This window comes from Paenibacillus ginsengarvi (assembly GCF_003626695.1).
GTDB lineage: Bacteria > Bacillota > Bacilli > Paenibacillales > NBRC-103111 > Paenibacillus_AB > Paenibacillus_AB ginsengarvi.
This window is the reverse complement of record NZ_RBAH01000009.1, coordinates 1-17478: the sequence shown is the minus strand read 5'-3', so window position 1 is coordinate 17478 and position 17478 is coordinate 1. Positions and strand designations below refer to the sequence as shown.

Below are 17478 nucleotides of genomic sequence, written 5' to 3'. Positions count from 1 at the left end.
AAAGAGACGAGACCGTCAATTACCCGTTGACTACCTATCCGGATCAGAGCTGTCTATGGAGCGTCGTCTACAATCCGGTACGTATCCAGCGTTTCCTCCTTATAGACGGCTCCCTTACTCGTTACCGCATCGATCAACCGCTGAATCGTGAAGCTTGATATCGGCTTCGGCAGATGGTCCAAGTCGAAAAAGCCGTACTGGTCGATCTCTTTTTGATCCACCTTAATCTCGCCTTCGTATTCAGTTGCTGTGAACGTAAAAATATATCGGTTTTTGTGCGGCTGAAAATACAGACCCGACAGCTCCATATGGGGAACTGCTATATCGGTCTCTTCCTTCAGCTCGCGCGCCGCCGCCTGCCAAGCCGATTCTCCCTCCTCGACCATTCCTCCGGGAAGCGCCCAAACTCGTTTGCCATACGTTTGATGGACGAGCAGTACCCGCTTCTGCGCGTCCATCACGACGATTCCAGCAGCGTCTTGCGCTCTTTGCATCGTTTCTCCTCCTCCAACAGCACTATAAATCCCCGTCAGCGCTCCTGATTCGTATATTTACCGAATTCCAAGTTATCGATGTCATCCATGCTTAGGAACAACAGCAACCGGTGCTCCTCCTCCGACTGGCGTATCACTCCGAATCGAGCTCTGAAACCGCTCCAGCCGATTATCGTTTCTTTCTCATCGTAGTCGCCTTTACTATAACGAATGGCCAGTTCTTTATCTCTCCATAACGAGATCGTAAACTCCGGTTCATTGGCAAATTCAATCGACGCCCGCAAAAGATACGTCTCTTGGTCGACGGTGGAATCCGGCACATCGCTTACGTAAACTACTTTCTCTTTTTTATTTTTACTCGTCCCCTCGGCAAGTACGGTATAGGAGAACGATTTCATCTCCGTTAATCGCTTGACTCGATCCATTGTCACGTTCTGCCGGTCGATCCAGTTCTGCTGCTCCTTCGATGTCCGGTTCATCTCGATGATCTGCTGCTGAAGACGATTGACTTCGTTAATCCGCATTTGTTCTGCTTTCCGCTGAATCAGCAATTCGGATTCAAGCTGAGCAACTTGTTTGGATAACTGCTCATTCTTTGACTTCCATTCATCGGATTCACAGCCCGTAAGACAGAAGACCAACATAAGACCAGCCAACCAAGCCGCTTTCATCGAAAACCTCCTCTACCCGATTATTTCCCCCACTTGATCTTATTCAGCTCTTCCTTCTGCCTGAACCGCTCCTCCAGGTCGATCTGATACACGTTTGCAAGCGCAACGGTGTAATACAGCACGTCGCACAGTTCCTCCTCAATCGTCCCTTTTATCGTCCCCGTTTCTTCCGCCCGACTGTTATTGCGAATCATCTCCGAAAGCTCGCCGACTTCCTCGATCAATTTATAGAAGTATCCGATCTTATTGTCGGGATTATGATCCTTGTTTCGAATATAGGCCTGTAAGCCGCTAATGGTCATCGGTTCGTTCATCAGTGTGCCGCCTTTCGCTCCCAAGTTGTTGTTGCTCTTTCTTCCTAAGCCGGATCAGTTGCAAATATCCCGCGCCTCCGTGCCCGGCATCGGTACGAAATAGCTCGATCTCAAATGAGGTATCCTCCAACTCATGAAGCAAACCGTTTTCCGTAAACCAATGGACGTAGCCAATTCCCGAAGGAAACGTGTCTCCCTTTTCCAAAATGGGAAAACGGGCCGCTGGACTGCTCCTGAAATGCTCATCCTCCGTATCCTCCAAACAGTCGTCCGGCACGATATGCTGCGTCATCACACACAGGCCGCCGGGCTTAAGCACGCGGTACAATTCTTTCATGTACGCACAGCGCAGCTGCTTGGTCGGAATGTAGCACAGAATTTTAAAAGCGAGTACGCAATCGAATTGTTCATCGGCCAAAGGAAGCGTAACTCCGTTCGTCTGAACGTACCGGATCTGATGTCCAAGTCTCTCGCTATAATCGCGAGCAATCGCTATCATAGCCTCGCTTACATCTATCCCCGTTACTTCGTAGCCCTGCCGGGACAGCTCAACACTGATTCGCCCGGCCCCACATCCGGTATCGAGGACGGAACCGCTCCCCGGAAGTCCATCCAGCAAAAAACGTTCGGCAGCCGTCAGTGTTTCTGTCAATTCGTTCGTATAATAAACGACCTGCTCCTCGCGCTCGAACCATTGTTTAACGGCTTGCAGCAAAAACTCGTGCTCCTTCGAGATGCGCATACGTCTCCCTCCGCCCGGTTTACAAGTAGTCCAATATTTCATCCAGGTTGCTTACTGTAAGGGCTTGGCCCCAGCCAGGCTTTCCGCCATTCCGGTCTATGCATACCGATTTCATACCCGCACGGTTAGCCCCCTCCACGTCCTTGCGCTCGTTACCTACATACATCATTCGGCTCGGCTCAGTACCTAGTCCATTCGCAAGTTGATAGAATCCTTCCGTTCGAGGTTTTCTAAAGCCGGCATCCACCGATGTTACGATAACGTCCACAAAGCTTCGAAAAGGCTCAATATCCCGCATAACGAAAAGCTTATTCATACCATACGGCACGTCGGTTAATATACCGACCCGAATCCCTTTGCTTCGCAGCGCCTTTAGCACTCGAAAGGCATCGGCGTACACTTCGCATGTTTGCTGAAACGACGAAAAAAACAGTTCGAGTGCTCTGCTCGCATGATCTTCGCTCAATCCCCACCTTTGCACCAATTCCTCGAATATTTCGACATCCGTGACCTCATGCTCTCTCGGATGCACTCTTGTGTTATAGCGCATCAATATTTGTTCTGCGACATCCAGATTTTCTTTATGGCTTGCAACACGAAGCTGATCGGCGATCACAATCAGAGCTTTCCGGTAATGGCATTCCCAACTCAGAGGAATATTTTTATAGGCTATCAAGGTCTCGCCCAGATCGAACCCGATCGCTTCCATACCCCTCCCTCCAATCCTGATCATCTATACTTGCGAACCAGTTGCACGTACGTTTCAATCTCATTAATGAATGCGTTTTCACCTTTGGAGATCGAGAGTTTCAGTTTATCCATTTCGGACTCGGCCAGATCGTAAGTCTCCCTGTCTATAACCCCTTCATCCAAAGCAGCCGCCAGCTCATCTTCGTCCAGCGAATAGGTTTCACCCGTCGGCAATACGACCAAGTCCAAGTACAAATCCTCGATGACGGGCACGCCTTCGTCATTTAGCTGAATCGAGTTTACAATATCGAAATACCACTGAACGACCTCGTTTCGTTCATTCAGCATCACGGTTACGCTGTACCGCCCTTGGTTCGGGAAAAACAGGATCCAGACATGCCCGTTGCTGACGATGCAAACTTCCCGTTCTCCATACGTTACTTGCAGAGGTTCCTTTACCTCATCGAGAAACAACAGCGATAAATGTCCCTCAAAGCTCTCGTCCATCACATACTGCTGAACATACCGTTTCCGAATCAGCCGCGCCCAGTCCGGACGATTGGCTATTTTTCGCTTCATCTCCCGCTCACTCCAGTACCGGTCGTTGATTATTCATGATCGCTTGAACGATTGGAAGGTGAGTTTCGGCAATATCGATATGCGGCAGTTGGTCCTTCGCAATAAACCGAAGTTCGATCGATTCCTCACTGCAAACGACATCGGTGAATGGCTCGACGAGTACGTCGTACGCGATCGTAATAATCCGCTTCACATTTCCATCCGGAAACGAAATAATCCTGGAAGGGTCGGAGAACGTGCCAAGCAAACTCGCTTCCGTTACCGTCAGCCCGGTTTCCTCCTTTACTTCCCGGCTCAATCCCTCCAGCAAAGCTTCGTTCGTATGAATCGCACCGCCGATGAGCGCCCATTTTTCGCTATCCTGCCGCTTCTCCAGCAAAATCGAGCCGTTTCTCTCGATCACAGCTACAACGCCGATGCTTGTCGGTTGATTCGGTTTCGGGGCGTTGCTATTTTTGTAATAAAACTGCGCCTGAACCATCGTTTTCCTCCTCTTTGGCACAATTATTTAACGGCATAAAGGATCTGACCCAGAATAGATACCGACATTTGTACGGACGTTTCGATGTACTCGGTAATCTGCTCCATTGTAAATACTTGCAGTTCGCAATCTATAGCATCGTTCGTATATTCGAAATCTTCCAGAAATGCCGGAATGAAACGAAGCACTTCATCGAAAGGAAGTTCCTCTATATCGGTTCCGCGAACCGGGCCCTCCAGCTTTTGCTTGTGATCGCCAATTTGACTCCATTGCAGCAGTTTCCCGTTCAGATTGCGAAAATCCCGATGGTACTTCTCGTACTGGCCCGGATTTTCCTCAATCAGCTTCCTGAGCCAAGGCAAATAAAAAGCTCGCAGCCAAATATCGTCGGCAATCAGATGACATAGATATCCTAGTATGTACTCATCCTTCGCCTCTATGAAGCTCGAATATTTTTGCATAAACGGCATATAGCCGATATGTCTAGTGATTTGCTGCTCGTCTTTCAAATAAAAGTGAGTGATGTCTTTCGGCTGCCTGGCATCCGGCGCTATGCCTCCCAGCAGAAACTCCGGGCTGCTTCCCCCGCTCAGCTTACGTGCAGTCTGTTCTGCAATAATGAAGTGCATGATGCGTGAACCCATCCCATCCTCCTCCAGCTGGAAAATCCGCCCAGCCTCCCTCTCCGCTTATTGTTCCGTCCATGTCGCTTTCACATAACCGATTCTCATCCCGGCCCGTTCCATATTCCGGTGACTTTGCGATAATAACGAACATTGGCTTACGGCCAATCTGCAATGCTGCCGCTTTGCTTCCAACAGCCTTCTTGCCAGCAAGCCGCCGTGCAGCCCCTGCCCCCGAAACTGCGGCAGCGTGGCCGCGAACGTAAACGAGGCGATCCCGTCTTGGCTGAACATAACCGCTGTTGCGGCAGGCTCCTCTTCCACATACGCGATAAAAAAAGTCCACCCCGGCCGATGAAACAACACCTTATTATTTTCGGCGACAGGCGTTATACCGTTGTCCGCCAGCCCCGTTCCCCGGCAATGGATCGTGGCGTACGTATGAAATTGATCCTCGCGAAGCTCTCGTACAGTCACATGCTGCCGCTCGTCCTCGTGAAACGCCGCCGGATCGGCATAAAGCGACGTATGAAATCCGGACTGGTACAGGCCGCGCGAGCTTAAGCGCTCCAGCAGCTGCCGGTCCGCACGAGAAGGCACAATCTCTACTTGCGCTTTGCGCCCTCTTGCTCTATAAAAATCGAGGATCGGGTCGACGAAATCGATATCGGCGCTTGTCAAGCCCTTGACTGTATTGAAGGCAGGCCACGGCATCGACTTGCTGTACAGGCACAAGGCACTGCCGAACCGCTCCATTTCGACTCCTTCGGGATTGCCGGGCCTGTTTCGGATAGCCGTCATCCGATCCGCCATATAGGCCGATTCTGAGCTTTCAAGCGCTTGAATCAAAGTTTCGGACGGAAGTATGGCAATCATGAATGGTTCACCTCAACTAGTTTCCTTCATACAATATATAGAATATATTGCGAGACTCTAACCGCTTTGTCAAATGATATATCAATCACTTATGAATCAAACGCTTGCCTTCACAGCCCCGAAGCGATTTACAGATCAAAAGCCCCCGTCAGCTGTCGGATACCCGAAGTTTGACGGAGGCTTACTCTCCCCTGCGTTATTTGCCTTTTTCTGTTGCGATCAATCCTTCTATTTTTTCTTTCGCTTCTCGTAAAGCGGTGTTGACGTCCACTTGATCCTTAATGACCTTATCGAAGGCTTTGTTTACTTCGGTGCCCATCGATCCTTGATTGACAACGGTAAGACCTTTGTCCCGAACCGGCGGAGCGGATGCGAGCGGATATTTGAACACCGCTTCGATATGCTTCCCTTTCAATTGAGGCACATTTTGCCCGAACGCCTTTTTGAGCTCGGCCGTAGCTTTGATCGAAGGCAAGCCGCCCTGATCGCGGGCGATTTCCATTTGCAGCTCGTCGGACAGCAGGTATTCGATGATTTTAAAGCTGATATCTTTATTTTTACTTTGCTTCGAGATGAACCAATACGTGGAGCTCGGCTGATTCATCACTTTAGGCCCGTCTTTATAAACCGGCATGCTCACCATATCCCAATCGATGTTCTCGGGAATGCGCACGATATTGCTTAACTGGTTTTGCATCATCGCTATATTGCCGGTCATGAAGGCGACCGGCTCGTCCTTCGCGGCGACCTTATTGTTCGGAATTTCATAGAACCTGCTCAAGTTCGTAAACATCTTCTTCCACTTTTCGCTGTCGTACATCTTGTCCTGCTTCGGATCGAGATACGGGATCGAGAGCTGATTGTCTCTAAAATATACGTTAATATGCGCGCTGAATCCGCGATAGGTGACGCCCCCTTCGACCCGGGTCATTTTTTTGGCCAATTCGTATACGTCGTCCCAAGTCATGCCGTCGGTGGGGAAAGGCACACCGAACTTTTCGAAGATCGATTTGTTGTAAAAAAGCACTTGCGGGTCCATATCGGGGCTCGGCATTCCGTACAATCCGCCGTCCGGCGATTCGCTTTTCACCTTTTCGATATACGCCGGATCGAAGCGGCTCATATCGTATTGATTTTTTTTGACCAATTCCGTCAACTCATAACCAAGACCGTTAGCAAACACGTAGCTGTTCATGTTCGATACCTTGGAGTACATCAGATCGGGAATTTGATTCGAGGCGAGCAGATCCTGGATGTTTTGGCCCGTTGCTTTCGGGATGAAATTAAGGGTGACATTCGGAAATTTGGCCCGGATCCGATTGCCGTAATATTGATTGAAAAGGTCCAGCGAATCGCTGAGCGAAGACGTAACCAGAAGCGTAACGGGCTCATTACTAACCGCTGTCTGTTTTTCCGTTCCCGGGCTTTTTCCGCAAGCTGCCAACAAAACGAGCATGGATGCGAGCACGATTCCTTGTGTTTTTTTCAGCATAGTTGTTTCCCCCATACTAAAGGTTATGAATTGACGCTGGGTTAAGCGCTTTCGGAATAGACGTGTAAACGACCATTCATCTCCTCCGCATATCGTCTGATTTGATTATAAGGCCGTCCGGAAAGCGGCTGCTATGTCGAAAACTTTCATAAATGAGTCGGATCTTCACATTTGCCGGATCAGGAGGACCGCGCATGGCGACGGATCGCGCAAAGTCCCCCCCAGTCCGTGGAAGCCTATTGCGGCGTAATGACGTATTGATGCCCTTGCCGCATATCGAAACGCAATAAAGTACGTTCTGCCGCTTCGGCACGCACGGTCTCGCCCGCGCATTCAATCGCCAGAGGTATGCCCGTACGGATGCTGCAAACGCCGGTGCGGCTTGCCCCCAGCAGGGCGCGGACCAAACGGCCGTCCCTCCATTCCAGGTCCACTTCCATTCCTCCACGCGCGCGCAGACCGGTCATCCGCCCGCTCGGCCATGCCGCCGGCAGCGCGGGCAGCAACCGGATTTCTCCGGAGTGGGATTGCAGAAGCATCTCGGCGATTCCAGCCGTTCCTCCGAAATTGCCGTCAATCTGGAAAGGCGGATGTTCGTCGAATAAATTCGGATTCGTAGAGTACCTCAGCAAAGCATGCACATTTTCGTACGCTTTATCGGCTTCGCCGAGACGAGCCCAAAAATTGATAATCCACGCGCGGCTCCAGCCGGTATGACCTCCGCCATTGTCCAGCCTCCGCTCGAGCGTCCGCTTGGCCGCCCTCGCAAGCTCAGGCGTTTTCTCCGCAGTGATCAGCTCCCCGGGATGAAGAGCAAACAGATGCGAAATGTGGCGGTGTCCCGGTTCCGGCTCTTCATATTCCTCGAGCCATTCGAGAAGTTGTCCGTGCTTGCCGATCTGCGGCTTTGGCAGCCGCGACAGTGCATCTTGAAGCCGCTTGGCGAAGCTTTCGTCTAGGTGCAAGAGGGATGCGGCTTCCAGACAGGAGCCGAACAGCGTTTCGATAATTTGCGTATCCATGGACGGACCCATGCTTAAATAGCCGATATTTCCGCGACGGGTCCGATATTTGTTTTCCGGCGAAACGGAGGGCCCCGTTACGAGACGCCCATCGGGACCCGGAACCATATAGTCGAGGAAAAACTCGGCCGCTTCCTTCAAAGCGGGGTACGCATAACCGGCGAGAAATTCGAGACTACCGCCAAACCTGTAATGCTCCCACAGATGGAGCGCCAGCCATGCGCCGCCTGTCGGCCAGATGGCCGCTCTCGTATTGATGCCGTTCATAATCGTATCGGCCCACAAATTCGTATTGTGATGCGCGACGAAGCCGCCGCAGTTGTACAGCTCGCGCGCCGTTTTTCGACCGTTCTCGCGCAGCCTGGCAACCAGATCGAACAAAGGCTCGTGACATTCCGCCAAATTGCAAACCTCGGCCGGCCAATAGTTCATTTGCAGGTTAATATTGATCGTATAATTGCTTTCCCAAGGCGGCTTGAACTGGTCGTTCCATATGCCTTGCAAATTGGCAGGCAAACTTCCCGGCCTTGAACAGCCCATCAGCAAATAACGCCCGAATTGATAATACAAGGAAACGAGACCCGGATCATGCGCCCCGTCCTTTACCCGCTTCAGCCGTTCGTCCGTGGGCATATCGTCCGCAACGTCGGCCTCCGTTCCCGACAGCTCGAACGTTTGTCTGCGATAGAGCGCCTGATGGTCGGCGATGTGCGCCGCCCGCACCCGTTCGTATCCTTTGTTCGCCGCTGCCGCCACTTGCTCCGCGCACACCTGCTGCGGGTCTTCGTGTCTGAACGTGGTAGCCGCGGCCAAATAAACCGTAACCGAATCCGCACCTTCGACAGAGATGAAATCCCCCACCTTCTGCACGCCGCCCCCTTCTGCGACGACACGCATCAAAGCGCTGTACCGCACGCCGTCTGGGCCGCACTGTCCGTTCATGACAAGACTCTCCTGGCCGAGCATCGTCACTTCGTTCTCAAAAGGGCGACGCCCCAGGGTAATACCGAGCCTCAGTCCGCCGGGCACCCCGCAGGTCAGCCTGACCGCAACCACCTGATCGACGGCGCTGCTGAATATTTCGCGTCGATAGTCCACCCCGTTCAAATGATACTGCACGGTGACGAGTCCGGAGTCCAGGTCAAGCTCGCGCCTGTAGTCCCTGACATCCCCTTCGTGATCAGCCAGCCACAGGAACAGATCGCCAAGAGGCTGGTAAGGTCCGGCATATTTGGGGGTTGAGGTAAACGCCATCTTCGCCAAATATTGAGCCTCTTCCACTTCGCCTGCGAAAAGCAGCTGTCTGATTTTCGGCAAATAGGTCGGCAGATCCGCATTCATTCGCTCCATGGGCCCGCCATACCAGATTGAATCCTCGTTGAGCTGGATCAGCTCCTCGTTCATTTTTCCGAAAACCATGCCCCCAAGTCTGCCGTTACCGAACGGCAATGCCTCCGTCCACTTTTTCGCCGGTGCTTTATACCACAATTTATTATTATCGGGCACAATGTCACTCCTCGTTTATACTTTATAAAGCTTCATGTTATTTTTGCTTCTGTATTCGCTCGGTGAAAAAGTCGTCAGCTGCTTGAACACTTTGGAGAAATATACCCGCTCCATGCCGACCGTCTCGGATATTCGCTCGAGGGAGCAGTCCGAGCTCAGCAGCAGCTTTTTCGCTTTCTCGATGCGGGTTTTGACGATATATTGATTCGGGGATATATGAAACAGCGATTTGAAGTATCGAATGAAATAGTTCGGATTGTAGTTAAAGGCGCTTGCCAGCCGTTCCAGCGTCAAAGACTCTCCAAGATGCTCCTCGATATATTTCAAAATTTGATATTCGCGATTGTTAACGGGAGACGGCGACAAGCGGACCGATTGCGGCGGCGTATGCTCGACGTAGTAAGTCAGAATCTCCAAAAAGATCGATTTGAACTTGAGCGGTGCCGCGATATCGCCGCTCTCCCGATATGCTTGCTCCAGACGTTCGAAGAGACGCTTCATGTAGTCCATATCGGCCACCTGGATGCAATATGGCAGCTTGAGCAGTTTAAACAGATGGAAGTCGCCTACTTTGGCCTGAAAATGGCACCAGTGCTTGTTAAAGCTGTTAGCGCTTACAGTGGCAAACGTAAGCGGAGCTTCGGCAGGCAAAATGAACATTTGTCCCGGTCTGGGGTAATATAACTCGCCGTCGATGTTCAGCCAGCCTTCCCCGCCGATGAAAAAATAAAGGCGGTTGTAGCTCGTTCTAATACCGTTGCGCCCCCAGTCCTCCCTTAAACGCTCGCTATACCGAGCGGCGAGCAGCTCAATCTTCACATTCGCGAAATAGTTCCGGATCACTTCCGGATTCGGCACCGTCGTCATATCCGCGCCTCCCGATTTGCCGTAAAACGTTTCAATCCGCCCCGGCGTTTGCTCTAGCTCTATATGCATACCTTGCGGCCGCGGCAGCCTAAATCGCAAGGCATAGTATTAGCCTCTTATGGTACTATGTTGTCATGAAGCCGATTCATCCGAGCGAGGTCCGCCTTATGAAAATCATGAACTACTTAAACTTGAACCATCATCCGGTGCATTTGTCCTTCGTAAAGGACCGCACCCTCGAATTCAACGAAATTTATCACGCCCACCAGGGCATCGAGCTTTTATACGTGCACGAGGGAAGCGGCCAAGTTATCGTAAACCAGCGCATTTTTGAGCTTTCGCCCGGCTCCCTTGTCTATTTCCGTCCGTTTCAACTGCACCGGGTCCAGATGAAGCTCGAGTCCCAGTCGCCGTACGTTCGCTCTCTCTTCGTATTTGAGCCGTCCGAGCTCGGGCGGTATTTGGCCCCGTTTCATTCGCTGCGAACGTTTTTTCAGCGATTATGGCAAGTTCCGCTCGAATCTCAGCTGTTTGTCGGGCTGCCTCGGCTTACGCTCGACAATCTGTTCGAGGAGCATCGGGAGCGCATGCTGAAAATGCCGGACGACCTGCTGCTGGAGGAGCAGATGCTGTTTCTTATCGCTTTGCTTCAAATTTTGAAAGCTCATGAGGAGCCGGGGCCGCAAACCACTCCGCCGCCGATACGCAAATCGTCCGTGTCCGAGCGGGTCATGAAATGGGTGGAGGAGCATTATGCGGAACCGTTCGAGCTGGAACGGGTCGCAAGCGACATCCATTTGACACCCACTCACATATCGGCCGTCTTCCGCCAAACGGTAGGGACGAGCATTACCGAATATTTGACCGCCCGCCGCATTCGCGAGGCGTGCTGGCTGCTGAAGACGACCGATAGGTCCGTGCAGGAAATCGGGCAAGCGATCGGACTAACGAACTTTTCTTACTTTTGCAACCTGTTCAAAAAACACGTCGGCCTAAGCCCGTACAAATACAAACACGCTCCGGCGGGCAGCCTTATGACGATCGAATAACCGCCATCCGTTCTATTCCCGCATCAGCCAAAGCACCGGCTGGCGAAGCGCCATATTGCGGCGTATTTCCGGATCGGCCGAATCGGCCGGCAGCTCGTTCCACAGCCTCATATATCGCTCGTCACCGAACGCCGTTCCGGCAAAAAGCATAAACGACATCCTTACGGGCCAACCGTCGAAATGCTCCACATCTGGACCGTGAGGCCATGACGATTTGTCCGCAAGATACGGATACAAATAATCGAGCCCGAGGCGGATGCCCCGCCCGTCCTCCAACCGGAACTCCCATAAATAATCGGCGGGCACGGACAGCAGACGGCATAGGGTTACCGTATTATCCAGCACGAAGATCGAATACCCGTAAGGTTTCGTTCGGGCCAGCTCAAGCGGAAAGCTGCCGTCCGGCGCCATCTGCCGCGGCAGCAGCACCGTCTTGTACCGCTCGCGGCACTGAGCGAGCACGGCTTCGTTGCCGGTAAACAAAGCGAAAGCCGCTGCCTGAACGTGCCAGCATACCGCATGATTGTTCTCGGTATCGCGTTCCTCTATGCCGTACGGGTGCGTGCACATCCAGTTCAAATAGTCCGCAAACCAGCCGCGCAGCTTCTTCGCCTCCGCTTCGGTAATCGCCCCGGACGGTTCGATGGCCTCCACTGCGGCGGGGATATCGATCAGATGCAGCGTATCGATGATCCCGATCCCTCTTCCTTCGCACAACCCCGGAACCGCTTGGGCGTACAGCAAATGCGGGTTCATGCGCGTCTTCTCGTCCAGAAAAAACGTGCGCAGCAAAGCCGCCGCCTTGTCCGCATACACCCGCAGCCCCGTCGCCGCGTAACCTGCCGCGAGATTCGCCACATGGGTGCGCATGGAGCGAAGCGCTTCGCGATGGGCGAAAAAAGCTTCCGGATACGATTCCCCGTCCCTTTTTACGAATGGAAGTCCGTCCGGCGTCTCCGGATTCGGCCACCAATAGTCGCCGTTCGAATAATAATCGTTCCGGCCGCCAGCGCTCCGCTCCGCCGCCGTGTCCGTTATGCTGATCGGCCGGGCGTCCAGCGAACGGTCCGCCTTCGCCACAAGCTCATGCCGGTCGATTTGCCACTTGGCCAGCTTTTCGTCTGTAAGCATCGCCTAACGCCCTCCTTTACTCATCGATCTGAATCGGAGCCGCCAAACCGGATCGGCAGACCGTATAGCCGCCACGGCTTGCGGCTGCCGAAATATCCGCACAGGTGAGACTGGGCCGGCACCGGACGGATTACGCCGCCCTTATGCGGCGGTTCGCCGGAAAGCTGCTTTTCCGCATACAGGACGACTTCCTCCCCGCAAGGCAGATCGAGCTCGAAACGGCCGTCGCCCAGCGTTCGAACGGTAGTCCTTTCACTTGCCGCAATACGAACGGAACCCGTCATATCCGTATGAAGCCGGCAAGGCTCTCCCGCCAGGCTTTTCACGCGCACCCAGGACGTCGCGCCGTTCGTCCGGACCGCGCTTACAAGAAACGCCCCTTCAGTCCGCAAATCATGGAACGCGGCATCCTTCCAGTCCTCCGGTATCGCGGGAAAAACGCGAATCCGGTCGCCCCAGCTTTGCAGCAGCATGTCGTGAATCGCTTCCGCTCCGGCGAGCGGCGATTCGATAACCGGCCCAGCCTCCTTGTACATCGTATTCGGCTTCAGCAAGTGAAGCAGCGACTTCAAGTAAGCGAGCGACTCGTCGCCGAGACCAAGCGTTGCCGCGATCGATGCCGCTCCCGTAAACGTAAATCCGCGCAAATCCCCTTCCATCGAAAACCAATGACGGAGCGAGCGGAGGATCAGCTCCCGCTCTTCTTCCGAGTCCCCGCTTACGAGATGGAGCGGGAATACCGCCATCAAATGGCTGAAATGACGATGTCCGAAGGCAAGCGGCTGCCCGCGGCCAATCATATAGCCGGTCTCGTCCGTCGGCAGAGGGGCGAGCCGCTCCAGTATTTCCTGCCACTTCCGCCGATCGGCGTCCCGTTCCGTATCTGTTCCTGCCGCGGGCTCCGGCATTTCGCTAATACGCAGCAGCGTTTCGCAGCCCCATCTTAACAGCGCCAAGTCGTAGTGGGTGTCCGGCACTTTCATTTTCAGGAAAGAGCCGTATTCCGGAGAGACGGTCGCAGGCAAATGAAGCTTCCCGTCGTCTCCCTCCGCAAGGATTCGAGTATGGTACCGCACGGCTCGCCGAAGCAAAGGGTACAGAAGCTCGCCGAGCAGCTTGCGGTCCATGGAGTGACGGTACTGCCGCCACAAATTATGGCATACCCACAGCAGATTGCCCTTCTCGTCGTCGACCCGGCCGGCGAGATCGTAGCTGCAGCTTCGGGGAAGGCCCGCCGAATCCGTCCGGAAATCGTCCGGAACGTTGCCGATCAAAGTTTCAACTTGCTCGCGGAACGCCCCCACCAGCGACATCCCGAGGTGCAGCCGGTTTGAGGTGTACACAGGGGAGTAGGCCATCTGTACGTTCATGTTAAACCAGACGCCCGGCCACGGTGTCGAGGTGAGCCACGGCCCCTGGTTGTCCATGATCATGCCGTCACTCCTCGTCGCCGAAGCAAGCTTATACATTTGAATCCAATAAAATCCTTCCAGCATGGTATCTGGAATCGATACGAAGCTTTGCGGATAATAATCGTGCCACCAGCTCCGATGCGATTCCACCCACTCGTCCCACGGCTGTTCGCTCGCCCGCTTGACCGCTTCCTCCGCCCGCTGCGCCGCCGTTTCGTCCGCGCCGTTTTGGATGGACAAATAAATTACGCGCCGGCCAGCCTCTTCAGGCGATGTGGACGCATCGCTGCCGCTTAGCTCGGTCCAGGCCGTCGCGCAGCCGCCGGAGCCATCGGGCTTGAACGTTTCTGCTGCTGCGCGGATACCGCTTCGGACAGACCGGACGACCTCCGACTCCGGAATGTATTGGTTCAAATTATAGCCGTCGGCATTTTTCAAGATCGGATCGACTTCCTGATAAGCGTACCAGCGAAAGCTGGCGGCGCTTTCGCCGCCCGACGTTTTAAGCTCTACCGCCATCGCCTGCTTGCGGCTGTGGACGAATGCCCGCAGTTGAACCTCTCCGACAGTCGTCGTAATGTCCGCCCGCAGCTCCGCGTTCCACAAATCGAGTCGCAGGGAGATCGGCTGATACAGCCATCCGGAGAGCTCCAGATGAAGCTCCCCAACCGGTACGCGCGGGGGAAATCCCCCGTCGGGACGTTTCGCCGTAACATCGGTGCGCCCGAGCACGAAACGAAGCACGTTCCGCTTCAGTCTATGCTCCTCGCTGTACACCATCGCCCCGATCGAGCCGTTGCCGATAAATGCCCCTTCATCCCAAGAAATCGGCTTCACCGACCAGGTGAGGTCGTGTCTGCCCAGGAAGGAAGCCCAGTCTACTTTCGTATCGATCATTCGCGTCTCTCCTTCTCCGTTATTCGCGTTCGCATCTACACAACGACGATCGCCGTCTTTAATCCATCCGACGCGGCGCTTGCGATCAGCGTGCCTTCGGCCGCATATTCGGCGCATATCGTCGCCCGTCCGCCCGCGAGCTGGACGTAACGGCTGGCCCGGGCCGTCCCGAGATTGTCGATCAGTTTGCCGTCGCCGGCCAAGGAAAACCGGATGAAGTTGACCGCGTCCGGACAAAAAACATGATTGCGGTCATAAGCCTTCACTTCCAGACTTACAAGCGAGTCCGTTTGCTTCGTTGCCGTCATGCGCAAATAGGCCGGCTCGGACCAGCTTGACGTCTGGTACTCGTAGTGCGTCTCGTCCTCTACCGTAACGCCGTCCTTGCTCGCTACCACCTTTAGATGATTGAATCCTTCCGCAAGCTCGATCTCCCAGCGCAGCCCGGCGCAAGGGAAGTTTTGCGGATCGCGCCGCTGACGGCCGCAGCTTATGCCGTTCGCGAACAGCTCGGCCTCTAGGCAGTTGGAGTATACCCGAATCAGCTTCTTCTCGCTTGGCCTCCCCCAGCGGGTCCGCCACGAATGACCGTAAATACGCACCATCGGCTGCTCGCTCCAATACGACTGGAAGACGTAGTAGGCGTCCTTCTTCGTGAAGTCCCGTTCGATCACGCCCTTCTGGTTAACGTAAGGCACCGGGTTATCCGGCCGAACCGGAGTGGAAAAATCTTTAAACACCCACTGAGCCGTTCCCGTCAGCCAATCCATCGTCTCCTGGGATTTCAAATGCCAATCGATCAGATCGCAAAAATACGTTTCGGACCAGTCGCCCAGCGCCGATACGCGCGGTTCGCCGCCAGACATCAGGAAGTCGCCGTCGCGCTCCTCTGCGCTCGTTCCCGCCCGAATATCCCGAAATCCGGTGTACGGCTGCTCGACATGCCTGCCGGCCATCGCATCGGCTCCCCACTCCAAATGAAGGAATCGGCTCGTTTGTTCGAAGCCGTGCCTGCTGTACTCCTCGTACTTCGGGTATATGCCCCGGTACCAGCCCGCCCATATCGATGGCGAATACACGTCGACGATGTCCTTGCAAAAGTCGCAGCGGCGGATTCCGGTTAACCGGTACGGATCGAGCTCGTGCGAAAGGTCGTGAAGCTCTTTCATGAAAGCGCGGATCGCGTCCTTGTCGAAGGAATCGAAATCGGCCTCCCAGTCGTTTTCGTTGCCAAGCCCCCAGATGATGACCGACGGATGGTTGTAGTGCTGATCGATCATCGCCTCGAGCATCTCCCGGCATTGCCGCTTATAGCCATCGCCGCCGAGACCGCCGCGGCACCATGGGATTTCCTCCCAGACGAGGAGCCCCAGCTCGTCGCACAGCTCCAGTACCAATTCCGACTGCTGGTAGTGCCCGAGCCGGAGGAAGTTCGCTCCCATCTCCTTCACCAGCCGAAGCTCGGTGCGGATCATGTCATCCGTCATGGCGGCGCCAACGCCCGCATGATCGTCATGGCGGTGCGTTCCCCGAATGAGCAGACGTTTGCCGTTCAGCAGAAACGGCCCCTTTTCCACAAATTCATAGGTTCTGACGCCGAACCGTACCGTTTGCTTCGTCGCGCCATGGACGCTTTCCAGCTCGACCTCGCAAGTGTACAGCTGCGGATGGTCCGGGCTCCATAAAGCGAGTGCATCCAGTTCCAGCCGGTCCAGCTCCGTCAGGCCCTCCCACGGGGCGGCGGACGTTTCGCGGCGGAAGATCTCCTTGCCCGCCGGATCGCGGACCGTGACGGTCAGCTTTACCGTATCGGACGCCCGCTGCGGGTTGTAAAGCCGCGCCTTCAACTGTATCGTTGCCTTGTCGCCGGATACGCACAACACGGTGGCGTGAACTCGTTCCAGCGATATTTTCGGCACATACACGAGATGCACATGACGGTACAGTCCCCCGTATACGTTAAAATCGCTTATATCCGAAGGGATCGTCTCGAGATCCCGCGAATTGTCCGTCATGACGGCCACGGGAACCTTGCCTTTGTAGAGCGGATCGCCTTTCGCCGCTTCAGCCGCCTCCGTAATATCCAGCCTGAATTCGTCGAATCCGCCATTATGCCGGCCCGTCTCCCCCGTTGCTACGTAGACGGTCGACTTCTGGCCCGCTCCTTCGAAGCGCAGCAGCGTTCTGCCTTCCTTGTACGGGTTGCTTATGCCGAGGCTCGTGCGATACCAGCCTTGTCCTTGATAATACTTGACGTCGGGATCGACGGCGTCGTACCGGTTAAAGCAATGCGGCAGCGAGACCGCTTCCCAGGGGAGGTGATACAAGCTCGATTTCAGCTTCGCTTCCCGCCATACTTCCCATACGCCGCCCAAGCTCCCGCGATAATGCTCCCAGCCTTCAACCAGTCTGATGGATTGCATCGTTCACCTCAACAATAGATTGGATAAGTTCCTCTCCATCGTAGCAAAAAAAGATTTCGTCATGTTTCGGGCTTTTATGACGGATTGTAATATGAAGTGCGACAGCTAAAAACAAAGAAGCCCATGAATGGATTCGTGTAAAATGGAAGTCACCACAACACCATTTTTCACAGGAGAACCCAACATGAGCTACTCCCATCTTAGCATAA

At 54.1% G+C, this 17478-nt stretch carries 17 protein-coding genes; 1 reads left to right on the top strand and 16 read right to left on the bottom strand.

Going from position 1 to position 17478, the window contains the following annotated elements; all coding sequences use genetic code 11:
* Window positions 1-53: 53 nt before the first annotated feature.
* The 12 genes from D7M11_RS13875 to D7M11_RS13820 all read right to left on the bottom strand — a co-directional run bounded on the left by D7M11_RS13875 (window position 54) and on the right by D7M11_RS13820 (window position 10426).
* Window positions 54-494, bottom strand: coding sequence for an NUDIX hydrolase (locus D7M11_RS13875; protein WP_120747833.1), 441 nt, complete (start codon window positions 492-494; stop codon window positions 54-56).
* A gap of 35 nt (window positions 495-529) precedes the next feature.
* Window positions 530-1018 carry a hypothetical protein gene (locus D7M11_RS13870; protein WP_147433432.1) on the bottom strand — a complete coding sequence of 163 codons (489 nt, stop codon included), beginning with the start codon at window positions 1016-1018 and terminating at the stop codon, window positions 530-532.
* A 167-nt stretch (window positions 1019-1185) separates the two neighbouring features.
* Entirely contained in the window at window positions 1186-1479 is a 294-nt protein-coding gene (locus D7M11_RS13865) for a MazG nucleotide pyrophosphohydrolase domain-containing protein (protein ID WP_205127056.1), read from the bottom strand.
* The gene (locus tag D7M11_RS13860) at window positions 1457-2221 is read right to left on the bottom strand and encodes a class I SAM-dependent methyltransferase (protein WP_158606594.1); all 765 of its coding nucleotides are present in this window, start codon (window positions 2219-2221) and stop codon (window positions 1457-1459) included. Before D7M11_RS13860 ends, D7M11_RS13865 begins: the two co-directional genes overlap by 23 nt.
* 19 nt (window positions 2222-2240) lie before the next feature.
* Window positions 2241-2930: an HAD family hydrolase gene (locus tag D7M11_RS13855; RefSeq protein ID WP_158606593.1), complete on the bottom strand. Its 690-nt coding sequence runs from the start codon at window positions 2928-2930 to the stop codon at window positions 2241-2243.
* A gap of 20 nt (window positions 2931-2950) precedes the next feature.
* Entirely contained in the window at window positions 2951-3490 is a 540-nt protein-coding gene (locus D7M11_RS13850; RefSeq protein ID WP_120747829.1) for a ribonuclease FAU-1 family protein, read from the bottom strand.
* A 7-nt stretch (window positions 3491-3497) separates the two neighbouring features.
* Window positions 3498-3971: an NUDIX domain-containing protein gene (locus D7M11_RS13845; protein ID WP_120747828.1), complete on the bottom strand. Its 474-nt coding sequence runs from the start codon at window positions 3969-3971 to the stop codon at window positions 3498-3500.
* 23 nt (window positions 3972-3994) lie between these two features.
* On the bottom strand, window positions 3995-4615 hold the full coding sequence (locus tag D7M11_RS13840) for a zinc dependent phospholipase C family protein (protein ID WP_120747827.1): 621 nt from the start codon (window positions 4613-4615) through the stop codon (window positions 3995-3997).
* A gap of 45 nt (window positions 4616-4660) precedes the next feature.
* Window positions 4661-5470 (bottom strand): GNAT family N-acetyltransferase, encoded by an 810-nt coding sequence (locus tag D7M11_RS13835; protein ID WP_193556192.1) that lies wholly within the window; start codon window positions 5468-5470, stop codon window positions 4661-4663.
* A gap of 196 nt (window positions 5471-5666) precedes the next feature.
* Window positions 5667-6962 (bottom strand): ABC transporter substrate-binding protein, encoded by a 1296-nt coding sequence (locus D7M11_RS13830; protein WP_158606592.1) that lies wholly within the window; start codon window positions 6960-6962, stop codon window positions 5667-5669.
* A gap of 236 nt (window positions 6963-7198) precedes the next feature.
* Window positions 7199-9490, bottom strand: coding sequence for a glycoside hydrolase family 95 protein (locus tag D7M11_RS13825; protein WP_240041106.1), 2292 nt, complete (start codon window positions 9488-9490; stop codon window positions 7199-7201).
* A gap of 15 nt (window positions 9491-9505) precedes the next feature.
* Complete coding sequence (locus D7M11_RS13820) at window positions 9506-10426, bottom strand: helix-turn-helix domain-containing protein (RefSeq protein WP_147433431.1); 921 nt, start codon at window positions 10424-10426, stop codon at window positions 9506-9508.
* Between the two features lie 65 nt (window positions 10427-10491).
* Here D7M11_RS13820 and D7M11_RS13815 point away from each other — a divergent pair, with 65 nt between their 5' ends.
* Entirely contained in the window at window positions 10492-11406 is a 915-nt protein-coding gene (locus D7M11_RS13815) for an AraC family transcriptional regulator (RefSeq protein WP_240041105.1), read from the top strand.
* Between the two features lie 12 nt (window positions 11407-11418).
* Here D7M11_RS13815 and D7M11_RS13810 read toward each other — a convergent pair whose 3' ends face one another.
* From D7M11_RS13810 to D7M11_RS37095, 4 genes are all read right to left on the bottom strand, one after another.
* The gene (locus D7M11_RS13810; protein WP_120747822.1) at window positions 11419-12537 is read right to left on the bottom strand and encodes an alginate lyase family protein; all 1119 of its coding nucleotides are present in this window, start codon (window positions 12535-12537) and stop codon (window positions 11419-11421) included.
* Window positions 12538-12557: 20 nt separating this feature from the next.
* Window positions 12558-14846, bottom strand: a complete 2289-nt coding sequence (locus D7M11_RS13805) for a glycosyl hydrolase family 95 catalytic domain-containing protein (protein ID WP_120747821.1) — start codon at window positions 14844-14846, stop codon at window positions 12558-12560.
* A 35-nt stretch (window positions 14847-14881) separates the two neighbouring features.
* A complete protein-coding gene (locus D7M11_RS13800; protein ID WP_120747820.1) occupies window positions 14882-17269 on the bottom strand; it encodes a glycoside hydrolase family 2 TIM barrel-domain containing protein in 2388 nt (795 codons plus the stop codon).
* Window positions 17247-17478, bottom strand: a 232-nt coding sequence (locus tag D7M11_RS37095; RefSeq protein ID WP_205127055.1) for a hypothetical protein, incomplete at its 5' end; no start/stop codon positions are given. The genes D7M11_RS13800 and D7M11_RS37095, both read right to left, overlap by 23 nt.

Coding starts and splice junctions, on each gene's coding strand:
- D7M11_RS13875 (WP_120747833.1), bottom strand. CDS start 494: ATGCAAAGAGCGCAAGACGCTGCTGGAATCGTCGTGATGGACGCGCAG.
- D7M11_RS13870 (WP_147433432.1), bottom strand. CDS start 1,018: ATGCGGATTAACGAAGTCAATCGTCTTCAGCAGCAGATCATCGAGATG.
- D7M11_RS13865 (WP_205127056.1), bottom strand. CDS start 1,479: ATGAACGAACCGATGACCATTAGCGGCTTACAGGCCTATATTCGAAAC.
- D7M11_RS13860 (WP_158606594.1), bottom strand. CDS start 2,221: ATGCGCATCTCGAAGGAGCACGAGTTTTTGCTGCAAGCCGTTAAACAA.
- D7M11_RS13855 (WP_158606593.1), bottom strand. CDS start 2,930: ATGGAAGCGATCGGGTTCGATCTGGGCGAGACCTTGATAGCCTATAAA.
- D7M11_RS13850 (WP_120747829.1), bottom strand. CDS start 3,490: ATGAAGCGAAAAATAGCCAATCGTCCGGACTGGGCGCGGCTGATTCGG.
- D7M11_RS13845 (WP_120747828.1), bottom strand. CDS start 3,971: ATGGTTCAGGCGCAGTTTTATTACAAAAATAGCAACGCCCCGAAACCG.
- D7M11_RS13840 (WP_120747827.1), bottom strand. CDS start 4,615: ATGGGTTCACGCATCATGCACTTCATTATTGCAGAACAGACTGCACGT.
- D7M11_RS13835 (WP_193556192.1), bottom strand. CDS start 5,470: ATGATTGCCATACTTCCGTCCGAAACTTTGATTCAAGCGCTTGAAAGC.
- D7M11_RS13830 (WP_158606592.1), bottom strand. CDS start 6,962: ATGCTGAAAAAAACACAAGGAATCGTGCTCGCATCCATGCTCGTTTTG.
- D7M11_RS13820 (WP_147433431.1), bottom strand. CDS start 10,426: ATGCATATAGAGCTAGAGCAAACGCCGGGGCGGATTGAAACGTTTTAC.
- D7M11_RS13815 (WP_240041105.1), top strand. CDS start 10,492: ATGAAGCCGATTCATCCGAGCGAGGTCCGCCTTATGAAAATCATGAAC.
- D7M11_RS13810 (WP_120747822.1), bottom strand. CDS start 12,537: ATGCTTACAGACGAAAAGCTGGCCAAGTGGCAAATCGACCGGCATGAG.
- D7M11_RS13805 (WP_120747821.1), bottom strand. CDS start 14,846: ATGATCGATACGAAAGTAGACTGGGCTTCCTTCCTGGGCAGACACGAC.
- D7M11_RS13800 (WP_120747820.1), bottom strand. CDS start 17,269: ATGCAATCCATCAGACTGGTTGAAGGCTGGGAGCATTATCGCGGGAGC.